This is a genomic window from Nocardioides sp. W7, from assembly GCF_022919075.1.
In the GTDB taxonomy this organism is placed as follows: Bacteria; Actinomycetota; Actinomycetes; order Propionibacteriales; family Nocardioidaceae; genus Nocardioides.
Genome location: NZ_CP095078.1, coordinates 1,629,202 through 1,655,580, shown reverse-complemented (window position 1 = coordinate 1,655,580; position 26,379 = coordinate 1,629,202). Strand labels below are relative to the sequence as shown.

Here is a 26,379-nt window from a genome sequence, read left to right as displayed (position 1 = left end):
AGAGGCCCCGCCCGGCAACGCCGGGCGGGGCCTCTCTCGTGGGCGTCAGCTCAGGCGCTCGAGGACCAGCGCCATGCCCTGGCCGCCGGCCGCGCACATGGTCTCGAGACCGAACTGGGCGTCGCGCTCCTGCAGGCCGTGGATCAGGGTGGTCGCCATCCGCGCGCCGGTGGACCCGAAGGGGTGGCCCAGGGCGATCGCGCCGCCGTTGACGTTGACCCGGTCCAGGTCGAGACCGAGCTGGTCGACCGAGGGCAGCACCTGGGCGGCGAACGCCTCGTTCATCTCGACCAGGTCGATGTCGGAGATCGAGATCCCGGCCCGGGCGATCGCCTGCCGGCTCGCCTCGACCGGTCCCATGCCCATGATCTCCGGGCTCAGCGCGGAGACACCGGACGCCACGATCCGGGCCAGCGGCGTGATGCCCAGCTCCTTGGCGCGGGTGTCGCTCATGATGACCAGCGCGGCCGCCCCGTCGTTGAGCGGGCAGCAGTTGGCGGCCGTGACGGTGCCGTCGGGCCGGAAGACCGGCTGCATCGACGAGACCTTCTCCATCGTGACGCCCCGGCGCGGACCGTCGTCGGTGTCGACCACGGTGCCGTCGGCCAGCACGACCGGCGTGATGTCGGTCTTCCAGAAGCCCCGGTCGGCCGCCGCCTCGGCCAGGTTCTGGCTGCGCACGGCGTACTCGTCCTGGGCCCGGCGCGAGACGTCGAAGAGCTGCGCCACGTTCTCGGCCGTCTCCCCCATCGCGAGGTAGGCGTCGGGCACGAAGCCCTGGGTGCGCGGGTCGACCCACGGCTCACCCCGCTCGGCGCGCTCCTTGCCCCGCTCGGCGGCCTCGGCGTAGACCGGGTTGCGGGTGTCGGGCATCCCGTCGGACTTGCCCTGGGCGAAGCGCGAGACGCACTCGACCCCGGCCGAGACGAAGACGTCGCCCTCGCCGGCGCGGATGGCGTGCAGGGCCATCCGGGTGGTCTGCAGCGACGAGGCGCAGTAGCGGTGGACGGTGGTGCCGGGCACCCCGTCCAGGCCCAGGCGCAGCGCGACCATCCGGCCCAGGTTGTAGGCCTGCTCACCGGCCGGCTGGGCGCAGCCGAGCATCAGGTCCTCGACCGTCGTACGGTCCAGGGCCGGTACGGCGGCCAGCGCGGCCTCGACGATCTGGGCGCCGAGGTCGTCGGGACGCAGGTCCTTCAGCGACCCCTTGTAGGCACGCCCGATCGGGGAACGGGCGGCTGAGACGATGACTGCTTCGGGCACGGGAGCTCCTGGTGGTTGGGGTGACGACGAGTCAGGCGTTGGGGGTGTGCTGGAGGAAGGCGGGCCACTCGCCGCCCCCGTCCACGTTGAGCACCGCGCCGGTGACGTGGCTGGCCAGCGGCGAGGTCAGCAGCAGGCAGGCCTGGCCGACCTCCTCGGGCGTGGCGAAGACGCCGCGCGGGATCGTGGCGGCCACCTTGGCGAACTGCTCGGCGTCGCCGTAGTGGTCGGCCGACCCGGGGGTGGCGACCAGGCCACAGCTCACGGCGTTGACCCGGATGTCCGGGGCCCACTCGACGGCGAGGCTGGTGGTCAGGCTCTCCAGGGCCGCCTTGGCCGCGCCGTACACCGCGGTGCCGGGGCTCGGGCGGCGGGCCGAGATCGAGGTGATGTTGACGACGACCCCGTGCTCGGCCTCCTTCAGGTGCTGGTACGCCGCGTGCATGACGTGCAGGGCGGACATGAAGTTGAGGTCGTTGATCTTGGCGTGGAAGCGCGGCGACCCCGCGACGAAGTCGGAGTACGGCGCCCCACCGGCGTTGTTGACCACGACGTCGATCCGGCCGCGGCGGGACACGATGTCCTCGATCCACGCGGACACCTGGTCGGACTCGCGGACGTCCACGGCCGTGAAGTGCGAGCTGCGACCCTCGACCTCGCTCAGGCTCTCGGGCGTGCTGCGACCGCAGATCTCGACGTGCGCCCCGGCAGCCAGGTAGGTCCGCACGATCCCCTCGCCGACGCCGCGTGCGCCGCCGGTGACCAGGACGACCTGGTCGGTCAGGTCGATGGTGAACGCCATGGGTCTGCCTCTTCTCTGCGGGATGATTCGTACCAAACAAGTGCTAGGTTGCTCTACCGTACAGGAAGAGCCGATCCGCGAGCAGCAGTCGTGGAACGCGCCACTGAACCTCTGGACCCATCACCGGCCCACTCCCCCATCGCGCGCGAGACGTCGCACACCCTGGACATGAACCAACCAAGTGCTAGGTTGTCAAAATGAGCAGAGTGAGCATTGTCAGCGGGGGCGCACTCGGTATCGGCGGGGCCACCTCGCGACGTCTCGCGGCCCGCGGGGACACCGTGGTGCTCAACGACATCGACGGGGACGCGGCCGCGGCGACCCGGGACGAGATCGTCGCCGCCGGGGGCAGCTGTGTCGTCGTGGTCGGCGACATCGTCGAGCCCGACGTCGTGGCGCGCGTCGTGGAGACCGCGCTCGGGATCACCGGGCGCATCGACGTCCTGATCAACAACGTCGGCGACTTCCGACCCGCGTCCAAGGACTTCCTGCGCAGCCGTCCGGAGCAGTGGGAGCGACTGCACGAGCTCAACCTCCTCCACGTGCTGCGGCTGACCCACGCGGCACTGCCGCACCTGATCGAGCAGGGCGGCGGCGCGGCGATCGTGAACAACTCGACCGTCGAGGCCTTCCGGGGCATCCCCGGCAACGCCGTCTACTCGGCGTACAACGCCGGCGTCTCGGCGTTCACCAAGAGCCTGTCCGTGGAGGTGGGCCGCCACGGCATCCGGGTCAACGCCATCGCACCCGACCTGGCCGACAGCGAGCAGACCCCGGCCGCGCTGATGCTCAACGGCAAGGACCCGGCCCTCATCCCCACCTGGGTGCCGCTGGGTCGCTTCGGTCGGGTCGAGGAGTACGCCGCCGTGATCGAGTTCCTCTCCTCCGATGCCGCGTCCTACCTGACCGGCCACACCATCCCCGTCGACGGGGGCACCCTCGCGGCGTCCGGGTGGTACGCCCGGGTCGACGGCAAGGGCTGGACCAACTTCCCCCTGCACGCCTGAGGAGAGCCATGCCAGCACCACCCAGCACGCCGGCCCTGCATTCACTGACCTTCCGGCTCAGCTACGCCGACACCGATCCCGCCGGCATCCTCTACTACGGGGCGTGGTTCCCGTGGATGGAGCGGATGCAGAGCGAGTGGTTCTTCCTCAACGATCTGCGCCAGGACCAGCTCAGCGAGCGGCACGGCTTCTGGTCGGTGACCTGCCACACCGAGTGCGACTACCTCGTACCGGTCGGTCTCTTCGACGAGATCCGGATCGAGCTGCGCGTGGGCCGGGTCGGCAAGGGCTCCTTCGACATGGTCCACCACATGGTGCGCACCAGCGACGGCGTCCTGGTCGCCCAGGCGCTGATCACCGTCGTGACCGTCACGCCGGCCGGCGCGGCGACACCGATCCCGGCGATCCTGCAGCGCCACCTGGACAGCTGGGCGCGCGGCGTCGCGCTGGAGCAGGAGGACGAGCATGTCTGACGTGAGCGCTCCTCAGGATCCAGCGGCGTTGAGGCTCGCTCTCGGCGATCTGGTGCACCGGTACGCCGCGCTGGCCGACCAGCGTCGTACCAGCGACCTGGCCGAGCTGTTCGCCGAGGACGGCGAGCTGGTGGTGCCGACCCCGCCGGAGCGGCTCGAGCCCCATCTGGAGCTGCGCGGCCGGGCGGCCATCGCCGAGCACCTGTCGGTCCTGGCCGGCCTCATGCTGACCTCGCACCAGCTCGTCGGCGAGGTGTACGACGCCCTCGACGACAACCGCGCCGTCGGTCGGGTCGCCTGCGTGGCCCACCACCTCGACGGTGAGCGGGACGTGGTCTGGCACCTGCACTACGACGACACCTACGTCCGGGAGTCGGGCGTCTGGCGGATCCGACGGCGCGAGCTCCGGCTCGACTTCATCCACACCCAACGGATCTCCGCGCACCGCTGAGGAGACGACATGACCCGCATCAGCTGCCAAGGACCCACGGAGGCGCCCGCATGACCGAGACCCCAGCACCCTCGACCTCCCCCCGGCTGGCCCTGGTGACCGGGGCGAGCGGGGGCCTGGGTCGCGCGATCTGCCGCCGTCTCGCCGAGGACGGGCACCGCCTGGCCCTGCTGACCCGCAGCAGCCGTCCCGACGACCTCGTCGAGGAGCTCGGCGACCGGGTGGTGCACGTCGAGGCGGTCGACCTCGCCGACGGCGACGCGGTCGCGTCCACGCTCGAGGCGCTGGTCCGGGACCTGGGTGACGTCTCCGTGGCGGTGCACGCGGCCGGTCCGCACGTCCCGATGGTGCACCTCTCCCGCGTCGGGCCCGCGCAGTTCTCCCAGCAGCTCGACTCCGACGCCAAGGCGTTCTTCAACCTCATGCACGCCCTGCTCCCCTCGCTGCGAGCCACCCGGGGCTCCATGACCGCCGTCACCACGGCGGCCACCTCGCGCTACCCCACCCGCGATGGTCTCTCCTCGGCGCCGAAGGCCGCGGTGGAGGCACTGGTCCGGGCGTTCGCCGCCGAGGAGGGCCGCTTCGGCGTCCGCGTCAACTGCGTGGGTCCGGGGATGCTGACCGACGGGATGGCCGAGCGGCTCATCGCCTCCGGCGACCTGGACGAGCGCGCCCTGGCCGTGGCCCGCTCCAACATCCCGCTGCGCACGTTCGGCACGGCCGTCGACATCGCCGAGGCGGTCGGCTTCCTGGCCTCCGACAAGGCGGGCTTCATCACCGGGCAGAAGCTCGACGTCGACGGCGGGTACGGCGTCTGATGACCGGGCAGCCGGGTCGGGGACGACCCCTGGACCCCACCACGCAGGACCGCGTCGACCTGGGCTTCACCCGGGGCGACACCCTGCTGGTGACGGGCGCTGCATCCGGAATCGGACGTGCCGTGGCCCTGAACGCCGCGCGGATGGGACTGCGCGTCTCGGCCTGGGACCTGCAGGCCGGGCCGCTGGCGACCCTGGCCGAAGAGATCGGGGCCACGGGCGGCGAGGTGATGACGGTCGTCGGGGACGTCTCCGACGAGGCCACGGTCCGAGACGGCTTCGCCGAGCTCGCCGGGAGGTTCGGCCCCGCCCGCTACCTGGCCAACAACGCCGGTCCGCCGTCCTCGGTGCCGCTGGAGTTCGACGAGGCGGTGCGGATCAGCGTCGGCAGCGTCCGGCGGATGACCGAGACCTGGGCGGCCACCGGTCTGCCGGAGGGCGCCGCGATGGTCGCCACCACCTCCGTGGCCGGCAACCTCGTCGGCACGGAGAGCGACTGGTACTCCGCGTCCAAGGCCGCGGTGATGGGCTACGTCCGGCACCTCGCGGCCCACCGGGCCGGGGAGTTCCGCAGCAACGGCGTGGCGCCCGGGATGACCGACACCCCCCGGCTCGCCGGCTACGCCGACTCCGAGGCCGGACAGCACATCCTAGGCCGGATCCCGCTGCGCCGGATGGGCTCCGCCGACGACATGGCCCTGGCCATCCTGTTCCTGCTCTCGCCCCTCGCCGCCTACGTCAACGGGGTCCTCCTGCCCGTGGACGGCGGCTGGACCGTCACCCAGTGAGCCGGCCCGACCGACAACCTCCCCCTACTCCCGATAGGTAGACGTCATGGACCTGGCCTTCTTCTCGTTCGTCACGCTGAGCGACGCGACCCCCGCGGACCACCGCGTCTACAACCAGTGGCACCAGCTGGACCACCGCCCGGAGAACCTGGCCCTCCCCGGGGTGGCCTGGGGCGACCGGTGGGGTCGGCCGGAGGACTACAAGGCGGTCGGTACCGGCACCGACGCCACGCACGCCGAGACCGACTACGTCGCCATGTACTGGTTCCGCTCGCCCCTCGAGGAGTCGGTCGGCGCCTGGGACCGGCTCGGCGAGGACTCCTTCCAGTGGGGGCGCGGCCCGCTGCTGCCCGGGGTGCACCGCAACCTGCTGGGCTTCTTCCGCCCCGTGAAGGGGTACGCCGCCGCCTCGGCCCTGGTCAGCCCCGAGGTGCTGCCCTTCCGACCCAACCGCGGCCTGCACGTCACCCTCACCCGCCACGAGGACCACCACAGCGCGGCCACCCACGCCCGGCACACCTGGGAGGACCGCCGGCTGATCCCGGCCCTCCTGGACCTCGACGGCGTCGCCGGCGCCTGGACCTTCAGCTTCTCCCACCACCAGAAGCACACGACGCTGCCGATGAAGGACACCAACGTGCACGCGCCCAGCTCGCTGCGGCTGCGCCTGGTCTACCTCGACGGCGAGCCCCTCGAGACCACCGAGCGGATCCGGGCCGCGGAGCAGGCGCTGACGGACGCAGGCGAGGGCGATCCCTCGGGTGCGGGCACCGACGTACTGCTCTCCACGCCGGTGCGCACCATCATCCCGTGGCAGGACTGGTGAGTCCCGCGGGAGCGGCGCGCGCCGGCACCCGAGGGCCTCAGGAGGAGAGGACGATCCCGGCGTAGCCGGCGTCGCGCACCTCCGCGCACCGGTCGGTGTAGCCCTTGAACCCGCCGAGGTAGGGCATGAAGCTCTGCGCCTTGCCCTCGATGTTGGCGCCGGAGTACCACGAGTCGGCCTGCGGGAAGAGCGTCCCGTGGGCGACCTGGTCGACGTGCTCGGTCCACGCGGTCGCCGCGTCGGGCCGGGCCTCGACCCTGGTGTGACCGCCCGCCTCGGCGTGCTCGATCAGCTCCAGCACCCAGTCGACCTGGTGCTCGGCGCCCATCACCATGTTGGCGAAGACCGACGGACTGCCGGGGCCGTGCAGGGTGAACAGGTTCGGGAAGCCCGGGACGAGCAGGCCCAGCAGGGTCTCGGGACCGTCGGCCCAGGCCTCCGCCAGCACGTCGCCACGAGGACCGCGCAGGTCGACCCGGGTCAGCGCGCCGGTGAGAGCGTCGAAGCCGGTGGCCAGCACCAGCACGTCGAGCTCGTAGGAGCCGGTCGTGGTCTTGATGCCCCAGCCGGTGATCTCGGTGATGGGCTCACGGCGCAGGTTGACCAGCTCGACGTTGTCGCGGTTGAAGGTCTCGTAGTACCCGCTGTCGGTGCAGATCCGCTTGGTGCCGATCGGGTGGTCGGCGGGGATCAGGTCCTCGGCCACCTGCGGGTCCCGCACGACCGAGCGGATCTTCTCCACGGCGAAGTCGCGCGCCGCGGCGTTGACCACGGGGTCGGTCATCTGGTTGTCGAAGACCTTCCCGAACAGCACCCCGCCGGTGGCCCAGCCGGCCTCGAACGCGGCCCGGCGCTCCTCGTCGTCGATGTCCTCGAAGGCCTTCGGGTAGGCCTGGTGCATCGACCCGCCGCCGCTGGCCCGGGAGACGGCCCGCCGGTGGCCGTAGTTGCGCTTCTCCTCCTCGAGCCGCTCGGGCGGGAGGTCGCGGTTGAGCACCGGCACGCTGAAGTTCGGCGAGCGCTGGAAGACGGTGAGCCGCTCGGCCACCCCCGCGATGATCGGGATCGCCTGGATGCCCGAGGCGCCGGTGCCGACGACACCCACCCGCTGGCCGGTCAGGTCGACGCCCTCGGGCCACTCGGCGGTCAGCAGGATGCGGCCGGCGAAGCTGTCCAGGCCGGGAATCGGCGGGACGTTCGGCGTCGAGAGGCTGCCGGTCGCGAAGAGGACGTAGTGGGCCCGGTGCACGTCGCCGGTGTCGGTCCGCACGGTCCACAGGGCGGTCGTCTCGTCGAAGGCCGCGCTCGTCACGCGGACACCGAGCCGGAGGTCGCGGTAGAGGTCGAAGCGGTCGGCGACGTGCTCGGCGTACCTGCGGATCTCCGGCTGGGTCGCGTAGCGCTCCGACCACACCCACTCCTGCTGCAGCTCCTCGTCGAAGGAGTAGGAGTAGTCCAGGCTCTCCACGTCACACCGGGCGCCGGGGTAGCGGTTCCAGAACCAGACCCCGCCCACGCCGTCGGCCGCCTCGAGGCCGAGCACCGTCCGGCCGCTGCGCCGGACCTGGATCATCGCGTACATGCCGGCGAAACCGGCCCCGACCACCAGGACATCGAGGGGGTCGACGGTGGGTGCGGCGCGGTCGGGGGTGCATTCCAGATCATTCACAAGAGGAATGTATCTGTTAGGCATAGTTTGTCTAGGTCCGGCCAACCATTCAGGCTGAATCTGAGAGCGACGTCACGGCTGGACGGGCAGGCCCCCCGCGAGCAGCTGCTCGCCGCGCTGACGCATCAGGCGGGGCCCGCGGTCGTCGGTGAAGACCCAGAAGTCCCCGCCGGCCAGGCCCTCGACGATCCGGTCCGCAGCGTCGAGCGGGTCCAGGCCGCGTTCCTGGTTCGAGACCGTCAAGGCCTCGAAGTGCTCCCCGGCCCCGGAGGCACCCTGCGGAGCGTGCGAGCCGGCGTCGGCGAAGATCCGGGTGCGCACCCAGCCGGGCAGCACCACCGAGACCTGGAGCGACGACCCGGTCTCGGCGAGGTCGTGGAAGAGGCACTCCGAGAGTCCGACCACGGCGTGCTTGCTGGCGATGTAGGCCCCCTGGAAGGGCATCGAGGTGACTCCCCCGACCGAGGCCACGTTGGCCACCGTCCCGGGCGAGCCCTGGGCGATCATCCGCGGCACGAAGGCCGCGATGCCGTGGAAGACCCCGCCGAGGTTGACGGCCACCAGGCTGCGCCACCGGGCGGGATCGACCTCCCAGACCCGCCCGCCGGTCTCGATCCCCGCGTTGTTGACCAGCAGCTCCAGGCTGCCGTGCCGCTCGAAGACCTCCTGGGCGAGCCGGTCCACGGCGGCCGGGTCGGTGACGTCCACGGCGTGGGCCCGGGCATCGCCGCCGTCGGCCCGCACCCCGACGGCCACGGTCTCGGCACGGTCGAGGTCGATGTCGGCCACGAGCACCGTCATCCCCCGGCGGGTCAGCCGGCGTACCAGCCCCTCGCCGATCCCCGATCCCCCTCCGGTCACCAGGGCGGTGCCGCGGGTCAGACGCTCGGCGTCCGGGAGTGAGACGTCGGGATGCATGGGACTCCTGTCGGGTCGGTACGTCGTCAGCGGTCGGCGCTGAGCACGAGTCCGCTGTGCGGCACCGGCGAGCCGCCGGTGACCAGCACGTTGTCGATCGCCTTCGGCGGCTGGTTGGTCGAGGTGCCGCGGACCAGCCGGACGCCCTCGGCGATGCCGTTGACACCGTGCAGGTAGCCCTCGCCGAGCTGCCCGCCGTGGGTGTTGACGGGCAGCGCGCCGTCGACCTCGAGGTGTCCGTCGAGCAGGTAGTCCTTGGCCTCACCGCGACCGCAGAAGCCGTACTCCTCGAGCTGCAGCAGCACCATCGGCGTGAAGGCGTCGTAGATCACCGCCGCGTCGATCTCCGCGGGCCGCAGCCCGGACTGCTGCCACAGCTGCCGGGCCACCAGCTCGACCTCTGGCATCTCGTCGATGTCGGGCCGGTAGTAGCTGCTCATCGAGATCTGCTGCGGCCCCACCCCCTGGGCGGCACCGCTGATCAGGGCCGGCGGGTGGGGCAGGTCCCGGGCCCGCTCGGCGCTCACGATCACCAGCGCCTGACCGCCGTCGCTCTCCTGGCAGCAGTCCAGCAGCCGCAGCGGCTCGGCGATGAACCTCGAGCTCTGGTGCTCCTCCAGCCTGATCGGCCGACCGTGGAACCACGCCTTCGGATTGTTCGCCGCGTGCTTGCGCGACAGCACCGAGACCCGCCCGAAGTCCTCGCTGGTGGCGCCGTACTTGGCCATGTACCGCTGGGCCAGGAACGCCTCCTGCTGGGCCGGGGTGAGCAGCCCGTAGGGGTTGATCCAGTTGCGGTACTCCTGGTCGGTGTTCTGCGCGTAGGCGAAGGGCGGCGGGCCCGCGCCGAAGCGGTGGCCGGAGCGCTCGTTGAAGGCCCGGTAGACGACCACGACGTCGGCGACGCCGCTGGAGACCGCGAGGGCGGCCTGCTGGACGGGCGCGCAGGCGCCGCCGCCGCCGTGCGGGATCCGGCTGAAGAACTTCAGCTCCGGGATGCCCAGGGCGCGGGCGACCGCGATCTCCGGGTTGTTCTCCATGGTGAAGAGGGCGAAGCCGTCGACCTCCTCCACCCCGATCTGGGCGTCCGCGAGGGCGGCGAGCACGCTCTCGCAGGCCAGTCGCCACTCGCTGCGGCCGGAGTCCTTGGAGAACTCGGTGGCACCGATGCCCGCGATGGCGGCGCGTCGGGAGAAGGTCTGGCTCATGCGGTGATCCCGTCGGGCTCGGAGGGGGTGGCGGCGGCAGGAACGGGCCGCAGCCGCGGCAGCGTCTCGTCGTGTGCGTGCGCGCCGAAGACGACCTCCAGCTCCATCCCGAGCTGCAGGTCGCCCGGCTCGACACCTTCGATGTCGGCGACCAGACGAGTGCCCTCCGCGAGGTCGATCAGCCCCACGGCCAGCGGGTAGGTGAAGGCCGGGTCCTGCGGGTGGTGGATCACGGTGAAGCTGTGCAACGTGCCCCGGCGCGAGGACTCCATGGTGTCCCACTCGAAGGATCGGCACGCCGGGCAGGCGGGGCCGGGTGGGTGGCGGAGCGTGGCGCAGTCGGCGCAGCGCTGGATCAGCAGGCGACCCTGCTGGGCGCCGTCGAACCAGAAGACGTTGTCGTGGGTGCGGGTGATCGGGGGCACGGACGTCTTGCTCACGTGGTCTCCTTCGGGTGGGGGTCCTGGCTGCAGTACGACGTAATTTGAGCAAGCATTTGGTTGTTAACGTAACAGGGACTCGCCGTCCCCGGGAGTGGGTTCGCCCGACCGGGCCGGGCGGCTCATGAGCAGGGCCGCGACCAGCGACGCGACCAGGCAGATGCCGGCGCCGACGAGCGTCGCGGTCTCGAAGCCCAGCCGGCTCGGACTCGTGGCGCTGCCCCCGAAGGCGGAGAGGAAGGCGACCGCGACCGCGCTGCCCATCGCGAACCCCACGAACCGCAGCACGAGATTCACGCTCATCACGCTGGCGGTCTCCTCGTTGGGCACCGCGCGCACCACCAGCCACGGGATCGCGTTGAAGGTCACGCCGCTCGCGATGCCACCGACGCTCATCGCCAGCACGAGCTGCCACGGATTCGCGTGCCAGTGCCACAGCGAGAGCAGCGCGGTGGTGTACAGCAGGCACCCGATCGGGATCAGCCGCTCCGGCCCCACGCGGTGTCCGGCACGCAGCGCGATCCGGTTCCCGACCACGCTGAGGGCCGAGTACGGCGTCAGCATCAGGCCCGCGACGGCCACCGAACGGCCGAGCCCGTAGCCCTCGCCGGGCGGGCTCTGCGCGATGACCAGGACGCAGGTCAGAAGCACGTACATGCCGATCCCCGCGAGGACCGCGGTGAGGTGGGCGCCGAGCACCACCGGCAGCCGCGCCAGCCGGAAGTCGATCAGCGGGGCCGCGACGCGGCCGAACCAGCGCAACGCCATCAGCACGAGCAGCACGCCGACCCCCGCCACCACCAGCGTCCGGGGCGAGGCATAGCCCCAGAGCCCGCCACGGCTCACCGCCAGCAGCACGGCGAAGGTGCCGCCACCCAGCAGCAGCGCGCCCACCAGGTCCAGCCCACCGGGTGCGATCACCGCCGACGGCGGTACGACGACCACGCCGACGACCAGGGCGACCACCATCAGGGCGAAGCCGAACCAGAGGGCACCTTCGAGGCCCGCGACCATGGCCACGAACGAGACGAGCGGAAAGCCCAGGCCGGCGGCGGCGACGTTGGCCACCGAGAGCGTGGAGAGCCCGCCGGCGATCCGGTCCTCCGGAAGGACGTTGCGGGCGACGGCGAAGAGCAGCGGCGCGACGGCGTACGGGAACCCCTGGAGGGCGCGCCCGGCGAGGATGCCCCAGATCCCGAGTGGCAGCGCGGCCAGCAACGCGCCCAGCACGCCCAGCCCCAGGGTGACGATCAGCGTCGGACGCAGCCGACGGCCGACGCCGAGACGTCCCAGCAGCGGCGCCATGACGCCCGCGACCAGGAAGCTGCCGGTGAGCGCCCATTGGGCGGTGGCCAGCGCGACGCCCTCCTCGCGGGCGATCATCGGCACCAGGGGGGCGGCCAGGCTGACGGCGATCCCCGTCGCCAGCGCGACGAGCACCAGACCGTGGAAGCGCAGCCGGTCACTCACCTGCGCAGCGACCGGCCGGTGGCCGCGCCGACGCCGGAGGCGCCGCCGGACCCGATCTCCCCGAGGGTCGTGATGAGCATGTCGGTCAACCTAGCAAATGCTTGTTTTCCTGCGGCAGCCCTAGGGTTCCGGCATGACCGAACCCTCCGGCCGCCGCGAAGAGGTCCTGCGGCAGGCGGGCGAGCTGTTCGCCGCCAAGAGCATCGCCGGCACCACCGTGCGCGACATCGGCGACGCGGCCGCCATGCTCCCCGGCAGCCTGTACCACCACTTCCGCTCCAAGGACGCGATCGTCAGGGAGCTCCTGGAGCGTTACATGGTGGCGATCCGCGAGGACCTGGAGGGCGTGCTCTCCAGTGCGCCGGACACCCTGTCCGCCATCCGAGGGCTGGTGCGCCAGACGCTCACCCTCATCGCCGAGCACCCGCACGTCACGTCGATGTACCGGAGCGACCATCAGTACCTGCGCGAGCACGACCTGCTCCAGCCGGTCGAGGAGACGACCAGCAAGGTGCGGTCGCTCTGGATGGAGACCATCGAGGCGGGCGTCGCCGACGGCACGCTGCGCGACGACGTACCGACCGACGTGATCTACCAGACGATGCGCGACACCCTGTGGGCGACGCACCGCTGGCCCACCCGCGAGAACTACTCGACCGACGAGCTCGCGGACCTGCTCGTCCGCATCCTCCTCGACGGATCGGCCCGTCGCGCCGGGACTCCCTCCGACGCCTGACTGGAGCGCGTGCCGCCCACGACGGACAAGCCTCTGCACGGCGGGCGCCGCCGCTGCTGACGCCCACCCTCGGGGCTGTCGCCTCGTCGTCCTGGTCGCGGTGGTCGTCGCGGTCCTCACCTACCTGCGCGACAAGACCTGCGGGTTGCTCCGCGCGGCTCGCGTCTCAGGCCAGGACGGGGGCGACGCGCTCGGCGAACAGGGCCGGGTGCGTCATCGGCACCAGGTGCGCTCCGGCGGGGATCTCCACGACCACCCGCTCAGGCGCCGTCCCCGCGAGGGTCTGGACCCAGTCCCGCCGGGCGATCCGGTCGCGGACGCCGCGCACCAGCACGACCGGGCACCCGACCCGGGACAGCGTGACCTGGAGGCTGTCGTGGCGGCAGACGTCCATCGTGGCGTACATGGACCGCAGCGTCGTACGGCGGTACTGCCGGACGAGCGACGGCAGCTGGCGCGGTTCCTCGTGGACGGCGGTGCGCAGCCACAGCCCGGCCAGTCCGGCCCAGGAGCGAGCGCGCGGGTCGGTGGTGGGACCGACCAGGACGATCCGGCGCACCAGATCCGGGCGGAGCCGGGCCGCGTGAGCGACGAGCTGACAGCTCGAGGAGAGGGCGAACACCGTGGACGAGGGCGCGAGCCGGTCGCACAGCCGTCCGGCGAGCTGGGTCGGGGACGGAGTGCGCGCAGATTCGATCGGTGCGCCGTACCCAGGGAGCAGGTGGATCGTGGCGTGCCCCGCACCGAGCGCGGCGAGGGCGGGGCGCCACGCCTCGACCCCGAGGCCCAGGCCCGGCACGGCAGCCACCGGATCCGCGTCCATCACGGCTTGTCCGGCGGCTCGGCCACAGGAGCAGTGGGTGCCAGGGCCGCCACCGTGGCCAGGCCAGGGACGAGCTCGTGCAGGCCCGCCGCCCGTGCGGTGCGCGTGAAGGCCGCCGAGGCCCTGGTCACCCGCAGTGCCCCGCCGACCGATTCCAGATACGCCTTCGCGGCGGACAGAACCGCCAACGAGCCCCACCCGGCCTGAACGACCCGGCGGCAGTCGACGTCGAGCCGCAGGCAGCCCGCAGCGATCGCGTCGTCGATCCTGCGCTGCAGGTCCTCCTCCGCCTCGCCGTCGAGAACGTCGGCCACGCGCAGGGTCCCCTGACGCAGGGTGTAGCTGATGAGCAGTTGGGAGTACACGCACCTCGACCCGACCGATCCGCGAACCTGCGCCGCTGCTCGGCGTACCTCGCCCAGCGGTGTCCGGTACCCCCGTACAGACGTACGCCTGTCCCACCCCAGTGGGTGAACCTGTCGAGAACTCCGGGCGCGGTGCCGCCGAGCAGGCCCCAGGATCGGGGTCGATTCCTCAGCCGGTGCGGGCTACGGCGCGGGCCGCCGGGGCGGCTGCGGCGGGCGACGCAGGAGAAGAGCAGGGTCGAGGGTGCGCAGGGTGTCGGGCTTGAAGCCGTTCTCGACCCCCCAGAGCACCGCTTGCGCCCGGCTGGTCACCCCGATCTTGCGATAGGCCGTGCGGATGTGGGTCTTCACGGTGTTGACGCCGATGAAGGCACGCTTGGCGATCTCCTCGTTGCTCAGACCCTGGGTGATGAGCGCCATGATCTCGGCCTCACGAGACGACAGGTCGTGCGAGCGACCGGGCCAGTCGCCGGCGCCGCCCACACTCGTCTCGTCGTCGCCGGTGACGACGACGATCTCCCCGTTCATGACCCGCTGGAGGGCAGCCACGATCTCGGGGCCGGTGAGCACCTTGGACAGGTAGCCACTGGCGCCGGCGGCGAGCGCCTGCGTGACCATCTGCGGCTCCAGGTTCCAGCTGTAGACGACCACCTTGGCGCCACTGTCGCGGACGAAGTCCACGAGATCGACGCCGTCGCCCTCGATCTGGCCGAACGTGTCGTAGAGGACGATGTCCACGTCGCTGACGACGGGCACCGATGCGCCCGTCTCGACCACGTCGATGCGTTCATCCGCCAGGAACGCCGCCACCCCGGCGATGACGACCGCGTAGTCGTCGACGATCGCGATCCGAAGGGGCTGCTCCACCGTTCTCCTCATCAGCTCTGTCACCCGGCCCGATCTCGTCGATGCGGGCCGTCCCTACCCTCGCACGTCGGTCGGCGGCCATCACGTCACGACCACGACCCGGTGCCGAGACGACCGGGCACGGCTCACCTGCGCGGGTCATCATGGAGCACCGCGCGAGCGGCACCGAGGTGTGAGGCTCGCCACCCGGGGCAAGGGGAGATATGGCCGACGACCTCGGCAGCCTTCAGCTGCAGACTCTGCTCTCCCAGACTTCGGCCGGAATAGCCGCCACCGACGCACGTGGACGCATGACCCTGCTCAGCCCCGCCCTCCAGCACCTGTTCGGCGTCCAGGACAAGCCGTACGCCGAGGACGAGATCCCGGAGCGCTTCCGGCTCTACGACGAGAGCGGCACCGTCCCGCTCCGCCCGCACGAGGTGCCTCTGGTCCGGGCTCGCGCCGGCGAGGTCGTCACGGACGTGGTGGTGACCGCCCAGGTGCCGGAACGCGGACTGATCCACCTGCGCTGCAACGGTGCGCCGCTGCGGAACCAGGACGGCATCATCGTCGGCGGGATCGTCATGGTCGAGGACATCACCTCGGAGCGCGCCGCACTTCGTGAGCAGGCCGAGCTTCGCCGTCGCCTCATCGAAACCGTCAACCACGAGTTCCGGACCCCCCTCAGCACCCTGTTCGGACACGCCGAGCTCCTCGCCGACGCCAAGGACCGTCTCCCCGCAGACCTGGCGCGCAGCGCGACCGCTGCACTGAGGGCGGCCGAGTCCCTCAGCGACCTGGTGCACACGGTCTCCGACCTCGTCGACCTCGGCGAGGCGGCCCGCGTCGTACGCATCGCCACCGACCTGCGGCCGATGCTCGTGCAGGTGGCCGAGGAACAGCAGGCCGCCGCGACCACGGGCACCCGGGTGAGAGTCGAGGCGGACGAGCACGTCCGGGCACCTGTCGACCCGGACCGGCTGCGCAAGGCGATCGCAGCCCTCGTGGCGAACGCCGTCACGTACGCGCCGTCCGACAGCGAGGTGCTGGTGCGGGCCTGGACCGACGAGTGCCATCTGCATGTCGTGGTGATCGACCAGGGCAGCGGGATCCCGGCTGCGGATCACGAGCGGCTGGTCGAGCCCTTCGAACGAGGCAGCCACCCGCAGCAGGCCGTCAGCAGCCGGGGCCTCGGTCTCGCGGTCGCCCACACGGTTGCCCTCGCCCACGGCGGAGTCCTCGAGCTCGCGAACGCGGATCCGCGCGGCCTCCGAGCGACCCTCCTGCTGCCGTGTCTGACGACGGCGACCGATCGCGCAGTGGTGTAGGCGCCCGGTCTACGCTCGTCTCGAGTCAGCCGAGCGGTGGCGTTCGTCGCCGCTGGCTCGGGTCGTTTCTGAGCGCGGTCGGCGGGGAAGGAAGCGCCGTATGGGCACGACACCACCGATCCGGGTCGCGGTCTTCACGCCGCACCCCATCGTCGCCACCGGGATCGCCACGATCCTCGGGGAGACCCAGGGCCGGTTCGTCCCCGCGATCTTCGACATCGAGGGGCCCGAGCCCGACATCGCCCTGTACGACGTCGCCTTCCTCGCCGACGGCGACACCACCGCGCTCGACGTCCTGGTCGAGAAGACCGCGACCATCGTCATGCTCATCGGGACCACGCTGCGCCCGGACCTGACCGCGAGAGCCCTCGACCACGGCGCCGACGGCTTCTTCGACCTCGTCGCTCCCGTGAGCGAGGTCCTGCAGGCCCTGGAGTCGACCACCACCGGATGGCAGGCCGGCGACACCGGTCCGAACCCCACGGTCGGCTCGAGCAAGGAGTCCCGCACCGACCTCACCTCCGGCGACATCGGCCTGAGCGACCGCGAGCACCAGATCCTCGCCCTCATCGCCCAGGGCTACACCAACCGGGAGATCGCCCAGGAGATCTTCCTGGGCGTCAACACCGTCAAGACCCACATCCGTGGCGCCTACCGCAAGATCGGCGTGACCCACCGCTCGGGCGCCGTGGGGTGGGCCATCGACCACGGGTTGCCCTCGGACTGAGACCACCCGATCAGGGACGACACCGCCTCCGCGGGGTCCTCCCCTCCAGGGTGATCTCGACGACAGTCTCGCCTGGACCCGGGCCGGCACCCCGGTTAGGGAGCACTCTCAGAGTGTGCGAGAGCTCGCTCGGGGCTACTCGGTGCTGGGCGCGCCAGTTCGGCTGCCTGGTCCACGTGACCCCCAGCGCGACCGCCCACCGACCGACGGCCGCGGCACCCCGGGCCTCGCTCTCCTCTCCCGGGGAGAGAGCGGGGCCCGCAGGGTCCGGGTGGTCGTGACAGACGACAAGGAACTGAGGACATGGCAAGCCAGTCGCTGACCGACGAGCTCGAACAGGTCGTGAGCGCGCGCCTCGACGCTCTCAAGCCGCGCCTGCGCGGCTGGCTGCACGCCGGTGTCACGCCCGTGGTCCTGGCCGCGGGGATCGTCCTGGTCTGCTTGGCGCCGACCCCGGCCACCACCTGGGCCGCCGTCGTCTACTCCCTCGCCGGGCTGGTCCTGTTCGCGACCAGCGCCGTCTACCACGTCGGCACCTGGAGCCCCGGCGCCCACGGCGTACTCAAACGCGTGGACCACGCGAACATCTACCTGATCATCGCGGGCAGCTACACCCCGCTGGCGGCCACCGTGCTCACCGGCGGCACCCGGGAGGCACTCCTCGTCGTCATCTGGGTGGGTGCCGCCATGGGGGTCGTCTTCCGCGCGGTGTGGATCGACGCCCCGCGTCTGCTCTACACCGGCCTCTACCTCGTGCTGGGCTGGTCCTTCGCACCCTTCATTGGCGACCTCTTCGCCACCAGCGCGAGTGCCGGGATCCTCACCGTCGCCGGCGGCCTCCTGTACACCGCCGGAGGAGTCGTCTACGGACTCAGACGACCCGACCCCCGACCGACCTGGTTCGGCTTCCACGAGGTCTTCCACGCCCTGACCATCGGCGCCTGGGTCTGTCACTACGTCGCGATCTCGGTGCTGATCTACCAGCACTGAGCAGCACCGTCGGCGGACGTCGAGGCGATCGTCGCCTCGCGAAGCCGCCCGCGATCTCAGTCCTCACCTCACCCGTGGAGCCGGTCGATGACGTCGGCCAGGTCGCGGCCGATCTGCTCTCGATCGCCCGGCTCGAAGACGATCCGGCCCTCGACCATCACCTGGGTGACGTCGGCCGCGGTGGCCGCGAACACGGCCGTGCCGCCGTTCGCGCCGGTGCCGGCCGTGCGCGGGCTGGCGGTGTCGAGGGTGACGAGGTCGGCCCGGTGGCCCCGCTCGATCGCCCCCGCGTCGGGGAAGCCGAGGCTGCCGTGTCCCGTGGTGGTCGCGGCCGTGAGCAGCTCGGCGGCGCTCCAGTGGCCGCGCTGACGGGTGGCGAGCCGCTCGTCCATCTCGACCGCGCGCATCTCCTCGAAGAGGTCGATCACCGCGTGGCTGTCGGAGCCGAGGGTGAGCGGACTGCCCGCGTCGTGGAGCCGGCGGCTCGGACCGACGCCGTCGCCGAGGTCGCGCTCGGTGGTCGGGCAGAAGCAGGCGCGGGTGCGGGTCGCGCCGAGCCGGGCGATGTCGTCCGCGGTGAGGTGGGTCGCGTGCACCGCGCTGGTCATCGGGCCCAGGACGCCGTGGTCGGCGAGCAGCTGGGTGGGCGTGACGCCGTATGCCGCGAGGCAGCCGTCGTTCTCCTGCACCTGCTCGCTCAGGTGCACGTGGAGCGGTCGGCCGCTGCTCGCCTCGGCGACGGTGGCCAACTGCTCCGCGGGCACCGCTCGCACCGAGTGGATCGCCGCGCCGATCACCGTGCCGTCGTCGCCGGGCAGCTCGGCCACCCGCGCCGCCCACCGGTCGGCGTCGCCGTCGGAGTAGCGGACCTGCACCCCGTCGACCGGTTGCCCGAACCCGCTGGAGAGGTAGCAGGTATCGAGCAGCGCGATCCTGATCCCGGCGTCCCGGGCGGCCTCGATCAGGGCCCGGCCCATCGCGTTGGGGTCGTCGTACGGCGACCCGTCGGTCCGGTGGTGCAGGTAGTGGAACTCCCCGACCGTCGTGATCCCGGCCGCGACCATCTCCCGGTACGTCGCCCGGGCGAGCGCGAAGTAGGTGTCGGGGTCGAGCCGCTCGGCCACGGCGTACATCTGCTCGCGCCAGGTCCAGAACGTGCCCCGGTCGCGCTGGGTCCTCCCTCGGAGGGCTCGGTGGAAGGCGTGGCTGTGGCTGTTGGCCAGGCCGGGGAGGGTGAGGCCGGGTATCCGTGTCGGCCGGGGACCTCCGCCCGTTTCGGAACCAGCGGCAGCCAAGGAGTGTCCGAAGGGGCCGCCCACGGTGACGGAGGTGAACCGTCCCTCCTCGATGGCGACCAGCACCTCGTCGTGGACGGCGCCGTCGACCCAGGCCCGTTCCAGGAGGTACGACGCCGGGCTCACCCGGCCAGCCTCTCCAGGGTGTCGGCCAGCGCGGTGACGCCGGCGTGGCAGTCGGGCACGGTCGCGCTCTCGGCCGGGGAGTGCGAGACGCCGGTGGGGTTGCGGACGAACAGCATCGCGGTCGGCACGCCGGCCGCGGACAGGATGCCGGCGTCGTGGCCGGCCGCGGTCGGGATGATCGGCCAGTCGCGGTCGCCGTGGTCGGCCGCGATCGCGGCCGCCAGGTCCGAGGAGAAGGCCACGGCGCCCGACACCGACTCCGGGGTCACCGACAGCGCCGTCCCGTCGCGCGACGCCCGCTCGGTGCCGTGCCGGGTCACCTCCGCCACCAGCTCGGCCAGCGCGTCGTCGGAGGAGCAGCGCGCGTCCAGCCAGCCGGTCACCCGCGACGGCACGGCGTTGGTGCCGTTGGGGGCCACCTCGAGCCGGCCGAAGGTCGCCCGCTGACCGGCGAGGCGGGCCTGCTCGTCGGCGGCCAGCGCGGTCGTCGCGTACGCCAGCATCGGGTCGGCGCGGTCCTCCATGCGGGTGGCGCCGGCGTGGTTGGCCTCACCCGTGAAGTCGAACCGGTAGCGACCGTGCGGCCAGATCTCGCTCGCGACCCCCACCGCCGCGCCCCGGTCGACCAGGTCGCGGCCCTGCTCCACGTGCAGCTCGACGAACGTGCCGACGCCGTCGAGGAGGGTCGACGCGCCGCCGGCCACCACGTCGGCGAACGCCCGGCCGTCTCGGTCGCGCAGCTCGCGCGCCACGTCCCACGACACCGCCCCGGTCGCCAGCCGCGAGCCCAGGCAGGCCAGCCCGAAGCGGGAGCCCTCCTCCTCCACGAAGACCGAGACCCCGATCGGTCGGGCCGGCACGAAGCCGCGCTGCCGCAGCTCGTCGACCGCGGCCAGGGCGGAGACCACGCCGAGCGGACCGTCGTACGCGCCGCCGTCGAGCACGGAGTCGAGGTGCGAGCCCGTGAGCACCCCGGCTCCGCTCCCCGCGTCCCACCAGGCGACGACGTTGCCGATCTCGTCGGTCTCCACGCGCAGGCCGCGCGCCGTCGCCTGCTCACGGAACCACGCATCGAGCTCGCGCTCCGCGCCGGTGAAGGGCTGGCGGAAGTAGCCGCCCGACTCCGTCGACCGGCCGATCGGCGCGAGATCGGACCACATCCGCTCGAAGTCGTCGGGCACGAGGTCAGCCCTCCGCCATCGGGATGCGTACGCCGTGCTCGGCGGCCACCTCGGCCGCCCGGTCGTAGCCGGCGTCGACGTGGCGGATCACGCCCATGCCCGGGTCGTTGGTGAGCACCCGCTCGATCTTCTCCGCGGCCAGTGCCGTGCCGTCGGCCACGCAGACCTGACCGGCATGCAGCGAGCGGCCCATGCCCACACCCCCACCGTGGTGGAACGACACCCAGGTCGCGCCCGAGGCCGTGTTGACCAGCGCGTTGAGGACGGCCCAGTCCGCGATGGCGTCGGAGCCGTCGAGCATCGACTCCGTCTCGCGGTACGGCGAGGCGACCGAGCCGCAGTCGAGGTGGTCGCGGCCGATCACGATCGGCGCCCTCAGCTCCCCGTTGGCGACCATCTCGTTGAACTTCAGACCGGCCAGATGCCGTTCGCCGTACCCCAGCCAGCAGATCCGGGCCGGCAGACCCTGGAACTGCACCCGCTCCTGGGCCATGGTGATCCACTTGTGCAGCCGCTGATTGTCGGGGAACAGCTCCAGGATCGCCCGGTCCGTCGCGGCGATGTCGGCCGGGTCGCCGGACAGCGCGGCCCACCGGAACGGGCCCCGGCCCTCACAGAACAGCGGCCGGATATAGGCCGGCACGAAGCCCGGGAACTCGAAGGCCCGGTCGTAGCCGCCCTTGCGGGCCTCGTCGCGGATCGAGTTGCCGTAGTCGAAGACCTCGGCGCCCCGGTCCTGGAACTCGACCATCGCCCGCACGTGCACGGCCATCGAGGCCTGCGCCTGCTTGGTGAAGCCCTCGGGGTCGCGCGCCGCGTGGTCGGCCCAGTCCGCCACCGAGACGCCGACGGGCAGGTAGCTCAGCGGGTCGTGGGCCGAGGTCTGGTCGGTGACGATGTCGATCGGTGCCCCCAGCTCCAGCAGCCGCGGGAAGATCGCCGCGGCGTTGCCGAGCAGCCCGATCGACAGCGGCCGACGCTCGTCGCGCGCCGCCACCGCGCGGGCCACGGCATCCTCGACCGACTCGGCCTGCTCGTCGAGGTAGCGGTGCTCGAGGCGACGCGTGATCCGGGTCTGGTCGACGTCGACGCAGATCACGACGCCGTCGTTCATGGTCACCGCGAGCGGCTGGGCCCCGCCCATGCCGCCGAGGCCGGCTGTCAGGGTGATCGTGCCGGCCAACGTGCCGCGCTCCCCGGTGATCGAGCCACGCTCCCCGGTGATCGAGCCACGCTCCCCGGTGATCGAGCCTGTCGAGATCTTGTCGGCCACCGCGGCGAACGTCTCGAAGGTGCCCTGCAGGATGCCCTGGGTGCCGATGTAGATCCAGGAGCCGGCGGTCATCTGGCCGTACATCGTCAGACCGAGGTCCTCGAGGCGCCGGAACTCCTCCCAGTCTGCCCAGTCGCCCACCAGGTTCGAGTTGGCGATCAGCACTCGCGGCGCCCACTCGTGAGTGCGCATCACGCCGACCGGCTTGCCGGACTGCACGAGCATCGTCTCGTCGTCGGCGAGCGTGGTGAGCGTGCGCACCAGGGCGTCGTACGCCTCCCAGCTCCGGGCGGCCTTGCCGGTGCCGCCGTAGACGACGAGGTCCTCGGGGCGCTCGGCGTTGTCCGGGTCGAGGTTGTTCATCAGCATCCGCAGCGGTGCCTCGGTCTGCCACGAGCGAGCGGTCAGCTCCGTCCCGTGCGCGGCGTGGATCGGCAGTCTCTCGTTGGTCGAGCTTGTCGAGACCATCAGTTCAGCTCTCCGATCAGTTCTTCCACGGCGGCCAGGACGGCGCCTGAGTCGACCAGCCGGAAGGCGGTCTCGATCTCGGGTGAGAGGTGGCGGTCGGGACCGGGGCCCTCGATGCCGGCCTCGCGCAGGAGTCGTACGACGGCCGCGGTGGCCGGCGACGGGGTCAGCGGCGCCCGGAGGTCGAGCGCACGGGCGGCCGTCAGCACCTCGATCGCCACGACCCGGGTGAGCCCGTCGACGGAGCGCCGCAGCTTGCGGGCGGCCGACCAGCCCATCGACACGTGGTCCTCCTGCATGGCGCTGGAGGGGATCGAGTCGACCGACGCAGGTGCTGCGAGTCGCTTCAGCTCCGAGACGATCGCGGCCTGGGTGTACTGGGCGATCATGTGGCCGCTGTCGACCCCGGGGTCGTGGGCCAGGAACGGCGGCAGCCCGTGGTTGCGGGCCTTGTCGAGGAATCGGTCGGTGCGCCGCTCGCTGATCGACGCGACGTCGGCCGCCACGATCGCCAGGAAGTCGAGCACGTAGGCGACCGGGGCTCCGTGGAAGTTGCCGTTGCTCTCGACTGCGCCCCCGATGACCACCGGGTTGTCGACGGCGGACGCGAGCTCGCGCTCGGCCACCGTCGCGGCGTACTCGACGGTGTCGCGGGCCGCACCGTGCACCTGCGGTGAGCAGCGCAGGGAGTAGGCATCCTGGACCCGGTTGCAGTCGGGCCCGCGGTGCGAAGCGACGACGCCCGAGTCGGCGAGCAGCGCGACCAGGTTGGCCGCGGAGGACGCCTGGCCCGGGTGCGGCCGGATCGCCTGCAGCTCGGGGGCGAAGACCCGGTCCGTGGCGAGCTGGCCCTCGACCGACATGGCAGCGGCGATGTCGGCCGTGCGCAGCAGCCGACGAAGGTCCGTGATCGCGAGCACCAGCATGCCGAGCATCCCGTCGGTGCCGTTGATCAGCGCCAGACCCTCCTTGGCCTCGAACGTCACCGGCGCGAGGCCCGCGGCCGCGAGCGCCTCGGCGGCCGGCAGCAGCGTCCCGGACGCGTCCCGCACCTGGCCCTCCCCCATCAGGGCCAGCGCGCAGTGCGCGAGCGGCGCCAAGTCTCCCGAGCAGCCGAGTGAGCCGTACTCGTGCACGACCGGCGTGATCCCGGCCGAGATCAGGGCGGCCATCAGCTCCGCCGTCTCGGGGCGCACCCCGGTGTGGCCGGTCGCCAGGGTGGACAGCCGTAGGAGCATCAGCGCCCGCACCACCTCGCGCTCGACCTCGGGTCCGGATCCCGCCGCGTGCGAGCGCACCAGCGACCGCTGCAGCTGGGTCCGCATCTCGGTGGGGATGTGGCGGGTGGCCAGGGCGCCGAAGCCGGTCGAGATCCCGTACGCCGGTGTGGGGGCCGCGGCCAGCTCCTCGACCACCGCCCGGGCTCGGGCCATGGCGTCCCGGGCCTCCACCGAGATCCGGACCCTGGCGCCGTTGCGCGCGACTGCCACCACGTCCTCGACCGGCACCGGCCCGATCCCGACAGTCACCTCTTCGTCGTCCACGCCCCCATTCGACAGTCCCCGTCGGGGCAGCGCCATGGCACGTCAGGCACGACTGTCTCGGATCGGAGACAGATCGAGTCCCGTGGGCGTGGTGGAAGTAGCGGCCACGCCACGGGACTCGATCTTCACAGTGGGACGGGATCCGAATCGTCGCCACCGGAGTCCGGCTCTGCTCCCCGAACTCACTAGCCAGTGTGCGGAACGAGCCACTGAGACCTGATCGCCACGATTCGACAACGACTGCCGGCTCGCGAACGGCCTGCGTCGATCGGCGCGAGGTACCGGCCGAGACGAGCCGAGCAGTCCCCGACCTCCCAAATACCACGCGTTCCTCCCTCGTGCTCTCGTACCTCGATGGTGAGGCGTGGTGAAGCGCGACTAGCGTGGGGACGCCCGCGTACCGGTAGACGCGACACCCGACATGTCAGAGGGCAGCGTCCCGTCACTACTTCAGGAGGCCTGACGTTGGTCGCTCCGACCCGGATCGCGTCGGAGCTCCCTGCGCCCACCACCCAGCCACGCAGCAGCCCGCGAGTGGTGGTCGCCACGCTGTCGCTGTGCGGCATCGTGGTGTCTCTTCAGCAGACGGTGCTCCTCCCGCTGCTCCCCCGCCTTCCCGAGCTGCTCGACACCTCGGCCGACAGCGCGTCCTGGCTGGTGACCGCCACCCTGCTGACCGGCGCGATCGCTACCCCCACGGTGTCGCGCCTCGCCGACATGTACGGCAAACGGCGCATGATCGCCGTCGCCTTGGCTGTCTCGGTGCTGGGCTCACTGCTCGGCGCGCTGAGCCAGGCGCTCCCGCTGCTCATCACCGCCCGCGCGCTGCAGGGCGTCGGGATGTCGCTGATCCCCGTCGCCATCGCCATCATGCGCGACGAGCTGCCGCGCGACCGGGTGCCACTGGGCGTCGCCCTCATGAGCGCCACGCTGGCCATCGGCGCAGGCGCCGGCCCACCCCTCTCGGGTCTCATCTCCGAGCACCTCGACTGGCACGCCACGTTCTGGCTGACCGGCGTCGTCGGCCTCGTCCTGCTCATCGCTGCCCTGGCGATCCTCCCGGAGTCACCCGTCCGGACCCGTGGCACGTTCGACGTGCGCGGCGCCGTCCTGCTGTCGGTCGCGTTGACCGCCGTACTCCTCGCCCTCTCCAAGGGAGGCCAGTGGGGCTGGACGTCGTCGGCCACCATCGGCCTCGGAGCGGCCGGCCTGGCACTGCTCGCCGTCTGGGGTCCGCTCGAGCTCCGCACACCAAGCCCCCTGGTCGATCTGCGCGTGGCCCGGCGACCTGCGGTGCTCCTGGTCAACATCGCCTCCGTACTCGTCGGCTTCGCCATGTTCACCAACATGCTGCTGACCACGCAGCTCCTCCAGCTGCCCACCCAGACCGGCTACGGCCTGGGTCTGGACGCCCTGCACGCCGGCCTGTGGATGGTGCCCAACGCCATCGCCTTCGGAGTGATGGCTCCCGTGTCCGCCCGGCTGACCACCCGGATCAGTCCCCAGTTCACGATGGTCAGCGGCGCGACGATCATGAGCGTCGCCTACGTGGCCCGGGTGTTCCTCAACGACAACCTCACGCAGATCGTGATCGGCTCGGTGGCCGTCGGCATCGGAACCGCCATGGTGTACGGCGCGCTGCCGACACTGATCATGCGCGCGGTCCCGGTCACCGAAACCGCATCCGCCAACGGCCTGAACGTGCTGCTCCGCTCCCTCGGCACCTCGACCGCGAGCGCCACCACCGCCGCCGTCACCACCGCGTGGACCATCACCGTCGCCGGCCAGGCCTACCCGGACCTACGCGGACTCACCCTGCTGTTCTGGATCTCCGGCGCAGCCGCACTCCTCGCCGCCCTCCTCGGGGTGCCCATGCTGAAGATGCGCGACTTCGCCGAGGAAGCCGACCGCACCGGCACCGACCGCAGCGGCCGCCCGGCCAAGGTCGTCCGCGGTCAGGTCGTCGACCAGTGGGCGCGCCCCATCCGCACCGCCGTGGTCACCGTCCTGACCCCCGACGGCGACGCCGTGGACTGGGGACAGGCCGACTCCGACGGCCGGTTCACCGCAGCGATCCCGGCCGCCGCCGACTACCTCGTCGTCACCGCAGCCGAGGGCTGGCAGCCGCGCTCGCGCATCATGACCCTCGACAGCGACACCCCGCTGCCGGCGATCGTGCTGCGCGACCGGCTCACCCTCAAAGGCACCATCACCGACGCATCCGGGATGCCGATCAGCAACGCCCTCGTCGTCCTGACCCGCCAGTCCGGAGAAGCCGTCGACTCGATCCGCACCGATCACGAGGGCCGCTACGAGATCCCCCGCCCCGCCAACGGCCGCTACGTGCTGACCGCCCTGGACCCGGACGGAGCGATGGGAGCGCGCCCGGTCACCGTGTGGGAGGCAGCACGCAGCGTCGACCTGGCACTGGGAACACCCCTGGCCTGACCCGCCCGCAGCAGCACTCAGGACACCCCCAGGGTGCTCACTCGCGTGCGGCGATCGGCGACCGGCTGTCCGAGAGCCGTGACTCCGGCTACCGCC

General features: G+C 71.8%; 25 protein-coding genes. 11 read left to right on the top strand and 14 right to left on the bottom strand.

The annotated features are described in order from the left end of the window. Positions 1-45: 45 nt before the first annotated feature. Positions 46-1,263, bottom strand: coding sequence for an acetyl-CoA C-acetyltransferase (locus tag MUB56_RS07800; protein WP_244931336.1), 1,218 nt, complete (start codon positions 1,261-1,263; stop codon positions 46-48). A gap of 31 nt (positions 1,264-1,294) precedes the next feature. Next, on the bottom strand, positions 1,295-2,065 hold the full coding sequence (locus tag MUB56_RS07795) for an SDR family oxidoreductase (RefSeq protein WP_244931335.1): 771 nt from the start codon (positions 2,063-2,065) through the stop codon (positions 1,295-1,297). Between the two features lie 197 nt (positions 2,066-2,262). Between MUB56_RS07795 and MUB56_RS07790 the strand changes: the two genes are divergently transcribed. The 6 genes from MUB56_RS07790 to MUB56_RS07765 are packed head-to-tail and all read left to right on the top strand — an operon-like array spanning position 2,263 to position 6,428. Continuing rightward, on the top strand, positions 2,263-3,072 hold the full coding sequence (locus MUB56_RS07790) for an SDR family NAD(P)-dependent oxidoreductase (RefSeq protein ID WP_244931334.1): 810 nt from the start codon (positions 2,263-2,265) through the stop codon (positions 3,070-3,072). A gap of 8 nt (positions 3,073-3,080) precedes the next feature. Then, on the top strand, positions 3,081-3,545 hold the full coding sequence (locus MUB56_RS07785) for a thioesterase family protein (RefSeq protein ID WP_244931333.1): 465 nt from the start codon (positions 3,081-3,083) through the stop codon (positions 3,543-3,545). Next, positions 3,538-3,996, top strand: coding sequence for a nuclear transport factor 2 family protein (locus tag MUB56_RS07780; RefSeq protein WP_244931332.1), 459 nt, complete (start codon positions 3,538-3,540; stop codon positions 3,994-3,996). The genes MUB56_RS07785 and MUB56_RS07780 overlap by 8 nt, the downstream gene beginning before the upstream one ends. A gap of 50 nt (positions 3,997-4,046) precedes the next feature. After that, on the top strand, positions 4,047-4,814 hold the full coding sequence (locus MUB56_RS07775) for an SDR family oxidoreductase (protein ID WP_244931331.1): 768 nt from the start codon (positions 4,047-4,049) through the stop codon (positions 4,812-4,814). After that, positions 4,814-5,602: an SDR family oxidoreductase gene (locus tag MUB56_RS07770; protein WP_244931330.1), complete on the top strand. Its 789-nt coding sequence runs from the start codon at positions 4,814-4,816 to the stop codon at positions 5,600-5,602. Before MUB56_RS07775 ends, MUB56_RS07770 begins: the two co-directional genes overlap by 1 nt. 46 nt (positions 5,603-5,648) lie before the next feature. Continuing rightward, positions 5,649-6,428 carry a hypothetical protein gene (locus MUB56_RS07765; protein ID WP_244931329.1) on the top strand — a complete coding sequence of 260 codons (780 nt, stop codon included), beginning with the start codon at positions 5,649-5,651 and terminating at the stop codon, positions 6,426-6,428. Positions 6,429-6,465: 37 nt separating this feature from the next. Here MUB56_RS07765 and MUB56_RS07760 read toward each other — a convergent pair whose 3' ends face one another. The 5 genes from MUB56_RS07760 to MUB56_RS07740 form a co-directional block, all read right to left on the bottom strand. Then, positions 6,466-8,097, bottom strand: a complete 1,632-nt coding sequence (locus MUB56_RS07760; RefSeq protein ID WP_244931328.1) for an NAD(P)/FAD-dependent oxidoreductase — start codon at positions 8,095-8,097, stop codon at positions 6,466-6,468. 72 nt (positions 8,098-8,169) lie between these two features. Then, the gene (locus tag MUB56_RS07755; protein ID WP_244931327.1) at positions 8,170-9,015 is read right to left on the bottom strand and encodes an SDR family NAD(P)-dependent oxidoreductase; all 846 of its coding nucleotides are present in this window, start codon (positions 9,013-9,015) and stop codon (positions 8,170-8,172) included. A gap of 26 nt (positions 9,016-9,041) precedes the next feature. Continuing rightward, positions 9,042-10,223: a lipid-transfer protein gene (locus tag MUB56_RS07750; RefSeq protein ID WP_244931326.1), complete on the bottom strand. Its 1,182-nt coding sequence runs from the start codon at positions 10,221-10,223 to the stop codon at positions 9,042-9,044. Further along, the gene (locus MUB56_RS07745; protein WP_244931325.1) at positions 10,220-10,663 is read right to left on the bottom strand and encodes a Zn-ribbon domain-containing OB-fold protein; all 444 of its coding nucleotides are present in this window, start codon (positions 10,661-10,663) and stop codon (positions 10,220-10,222) included. The genes MUB56_RS07750 and MUB56_RS07745 overlap by 4 nt, the downstream gene beginning before the upstream one ends. A gap of 63 nt (positions 10,664-10,726) precedes the next feature. After that, entirely contained in the window at positions 10,727-12,133 is a 1,407-nt protein-coding gene (locus tag MUB56_RS07740) for an MFS transporter (protein ID WP_244931324.1), read from the bottom strand. Between the two features lie 133 nt (positions 12,134-12,266). Here MUB56_RS07740 and MUB56_RS07735 point away from each other — a divergent pair, with 133 nt between their 5' ends. Then, the gene (locus MUB56_RS07735) at positions 12,267-12,869 is read left to right on the top strand and encodes a TetR/AcrR family transcriptional regulator (protein ID WP_244931323.1); all 603 of its coding nucleotides are present in this window, start codon (positions 12,267-12,269) and stop codon (positions 12,867-12,869) included. 166 nt (positions 12,870-13,035) lie between these two features. Here the strand turns inward: MUB56_RS07735 and MUB56_RS07730 are convergent, their stop codons facing one another. The 3 genes from MUB56_RS07730 to MUB56_RS07720 all read right to left on the bottom strand — a co-directional run bounded on the left by MUB56_RS07730 (position 13,036) and on the right by MUB56_RS07720 (position 14,924). Continuing rightward, complete coding sequence (locus tag MUB56_RS07730; RefSeq protein ID WP_244931322.1) at positions 13,036-13,677, bottom strand: alpha/beta hydrolase; 642 nt, start codon at positions 13,675-13,677, stop codon at positions 13,036-13,038. Positions 13,678-13,691: 14 nt separating this feature from the next. Next, positions 13,692-14,057 carry an STAS domain-containing protein gene (locus MUB56_RS07725; RefSeq protein WP_244931321.1) on the bottom strand — a complete coding sequence of 122 codons (366 nt, stop codon included), beginning with the start codon at positions 14,055-14,057 and terminating at the stop codon, positions 13,692-13,694. Positions 14,058-14,240: 183 nt separating this feature from the next. Next, positions 14,241-14,924 carry a response regulator transcription factor gene (locus MUB56_RS07720; RefSeq protein WP_244931320.1) on the bottom strand — a complete coding sequence of 228 codons (684 nt, stop codon included), beginning with the start codon at positions 14,922-14,924 and terminating at the stop codon, positions 14,241-14,243. 203 nt (positions 14,925-15,127) lie between these two features. Here MUB56_RS07720 and MUB56_RS07715 point away from each other — a divergent pair, with 203 nt between their 5' ends. The 3 genes from MUB56_RS07715 to MUB56_RS07705 all read left to right on the top strand — a co-directional run bounded on the left by MUB56_RS07715 (position 15,128) and on the right by MUB56_RS07705 (position 17,948). Then, positions 15,128-16,231 carry an ATP-binding protein gene (locus MUB56_RS07715; RefSeq protein WP_244931319.1) on the top strand — a complete coding sequence of 368 codons (1,104 nt, stop codon included), beginning with the start codon at positions 15,128-15,130 and terminating at the stop codon, positions 16,229-16,231. A gap of 100 nt (positions 16,232-16,331) precedes the next feature. After that, on the top strand, positions 16,332-16,958 hold the full coding sequence (locus tag MUB56_RS07710; RefSeq protein ID WP_244931318.1) for a response regulator transcription factor: 627 nt from the start codon (positions 16,332-16,334) through the stop codon (positions 16,956-16,958). Positions 16,959-17,261: 303 nt separating this feature from the next. Then, positions 17,262-17,948, top strand: coding sequence for a hemolysin III family protein (locus MUB56_RS07705; RefSeq protein ID WP_244931317.1), 687 nt, complete (start codon positions 17,262-17,264; stop codon positions 17,946-17,948). A 68-nt stretch (positions 17,949-18,016) separates the two neighbouring features. Here the strand turns inward: MUB56_RS07705 and MUB56_RS07700 are convergent, their stop codons facing one another. From MUB56_RS07700 to hutH, 4 genes are read right to left on the bottom strand one after another with little or no spacing between them, the layout of a single operon-like run. After that, complete coding sequence (locus MUB56_RS07700; protein ID WP_244931316.1) at positions 18,017-19,369, bottom strand: formimidoylglutamate deiminase; 1,353 nt, start codon at positions 19,367-19,369, stop codon at positions 18,017-18,019. Next, positions 19,366-20,550 (bottom strand): allantoate amidohydrolase, encoded by a 1,185-nt coding sequence (locus MUB56_RS07695; RefSeq protein WP_244931315.1) that lies wholly within the window; start codon positions 20,548-20,550, stop codon positions 19,366-19,368. Before MUB56_RS07695 ends, MUB56_RS07700 begins: the two co-directional genes overlap by 4 nt. 4 nt (positions 20,551-20,554) lie before the next feature. Further along, positions 20,555-22,291 carry a urocanate hydratase gene (gene hutU, locus MUB56_RS07690; RefSeq protein WP_244931314.1) on the bottom strand — a complete coding sequence of 579 codons (1,737 nt, stop codon included), beginning with the start codon at positions 22,289-22,291 and terminating at the stop codon, positions 20,555-20,557. Further along, positions 22,291-23,871 (bottom strand): histidine ammonia-lyase, encoded by a 1,581-nt coding sequence (hutH, locus tag MUB56_RS07685; RefSeq protein ID WP_244931313.1) that lies wholly within the window; start codon positions 23,869-23,871, stop codon positions 22,291-22,293. Before hutH ends, hutU begins: the two co-directional genes overlap by 1 nt. A gap of 429 nt (positions 23,872-24,300) precedes the next feature. Here hutH and MUB56_RS07680 point away from each other — a divergent pair, with 429 nt between their 5' ends. Continuing rightward, entirely contained in the window at positions 24,301-26,283 is a 1,983-nt protein-coding gene (locus MUB56_RS07680) for an MFS transporter (RefSeq protein ID WP_244931312.1), read from the top strand. The last annotated feature ends 96 nt before the right edge of the window (positions 26,284-26,379 follow it).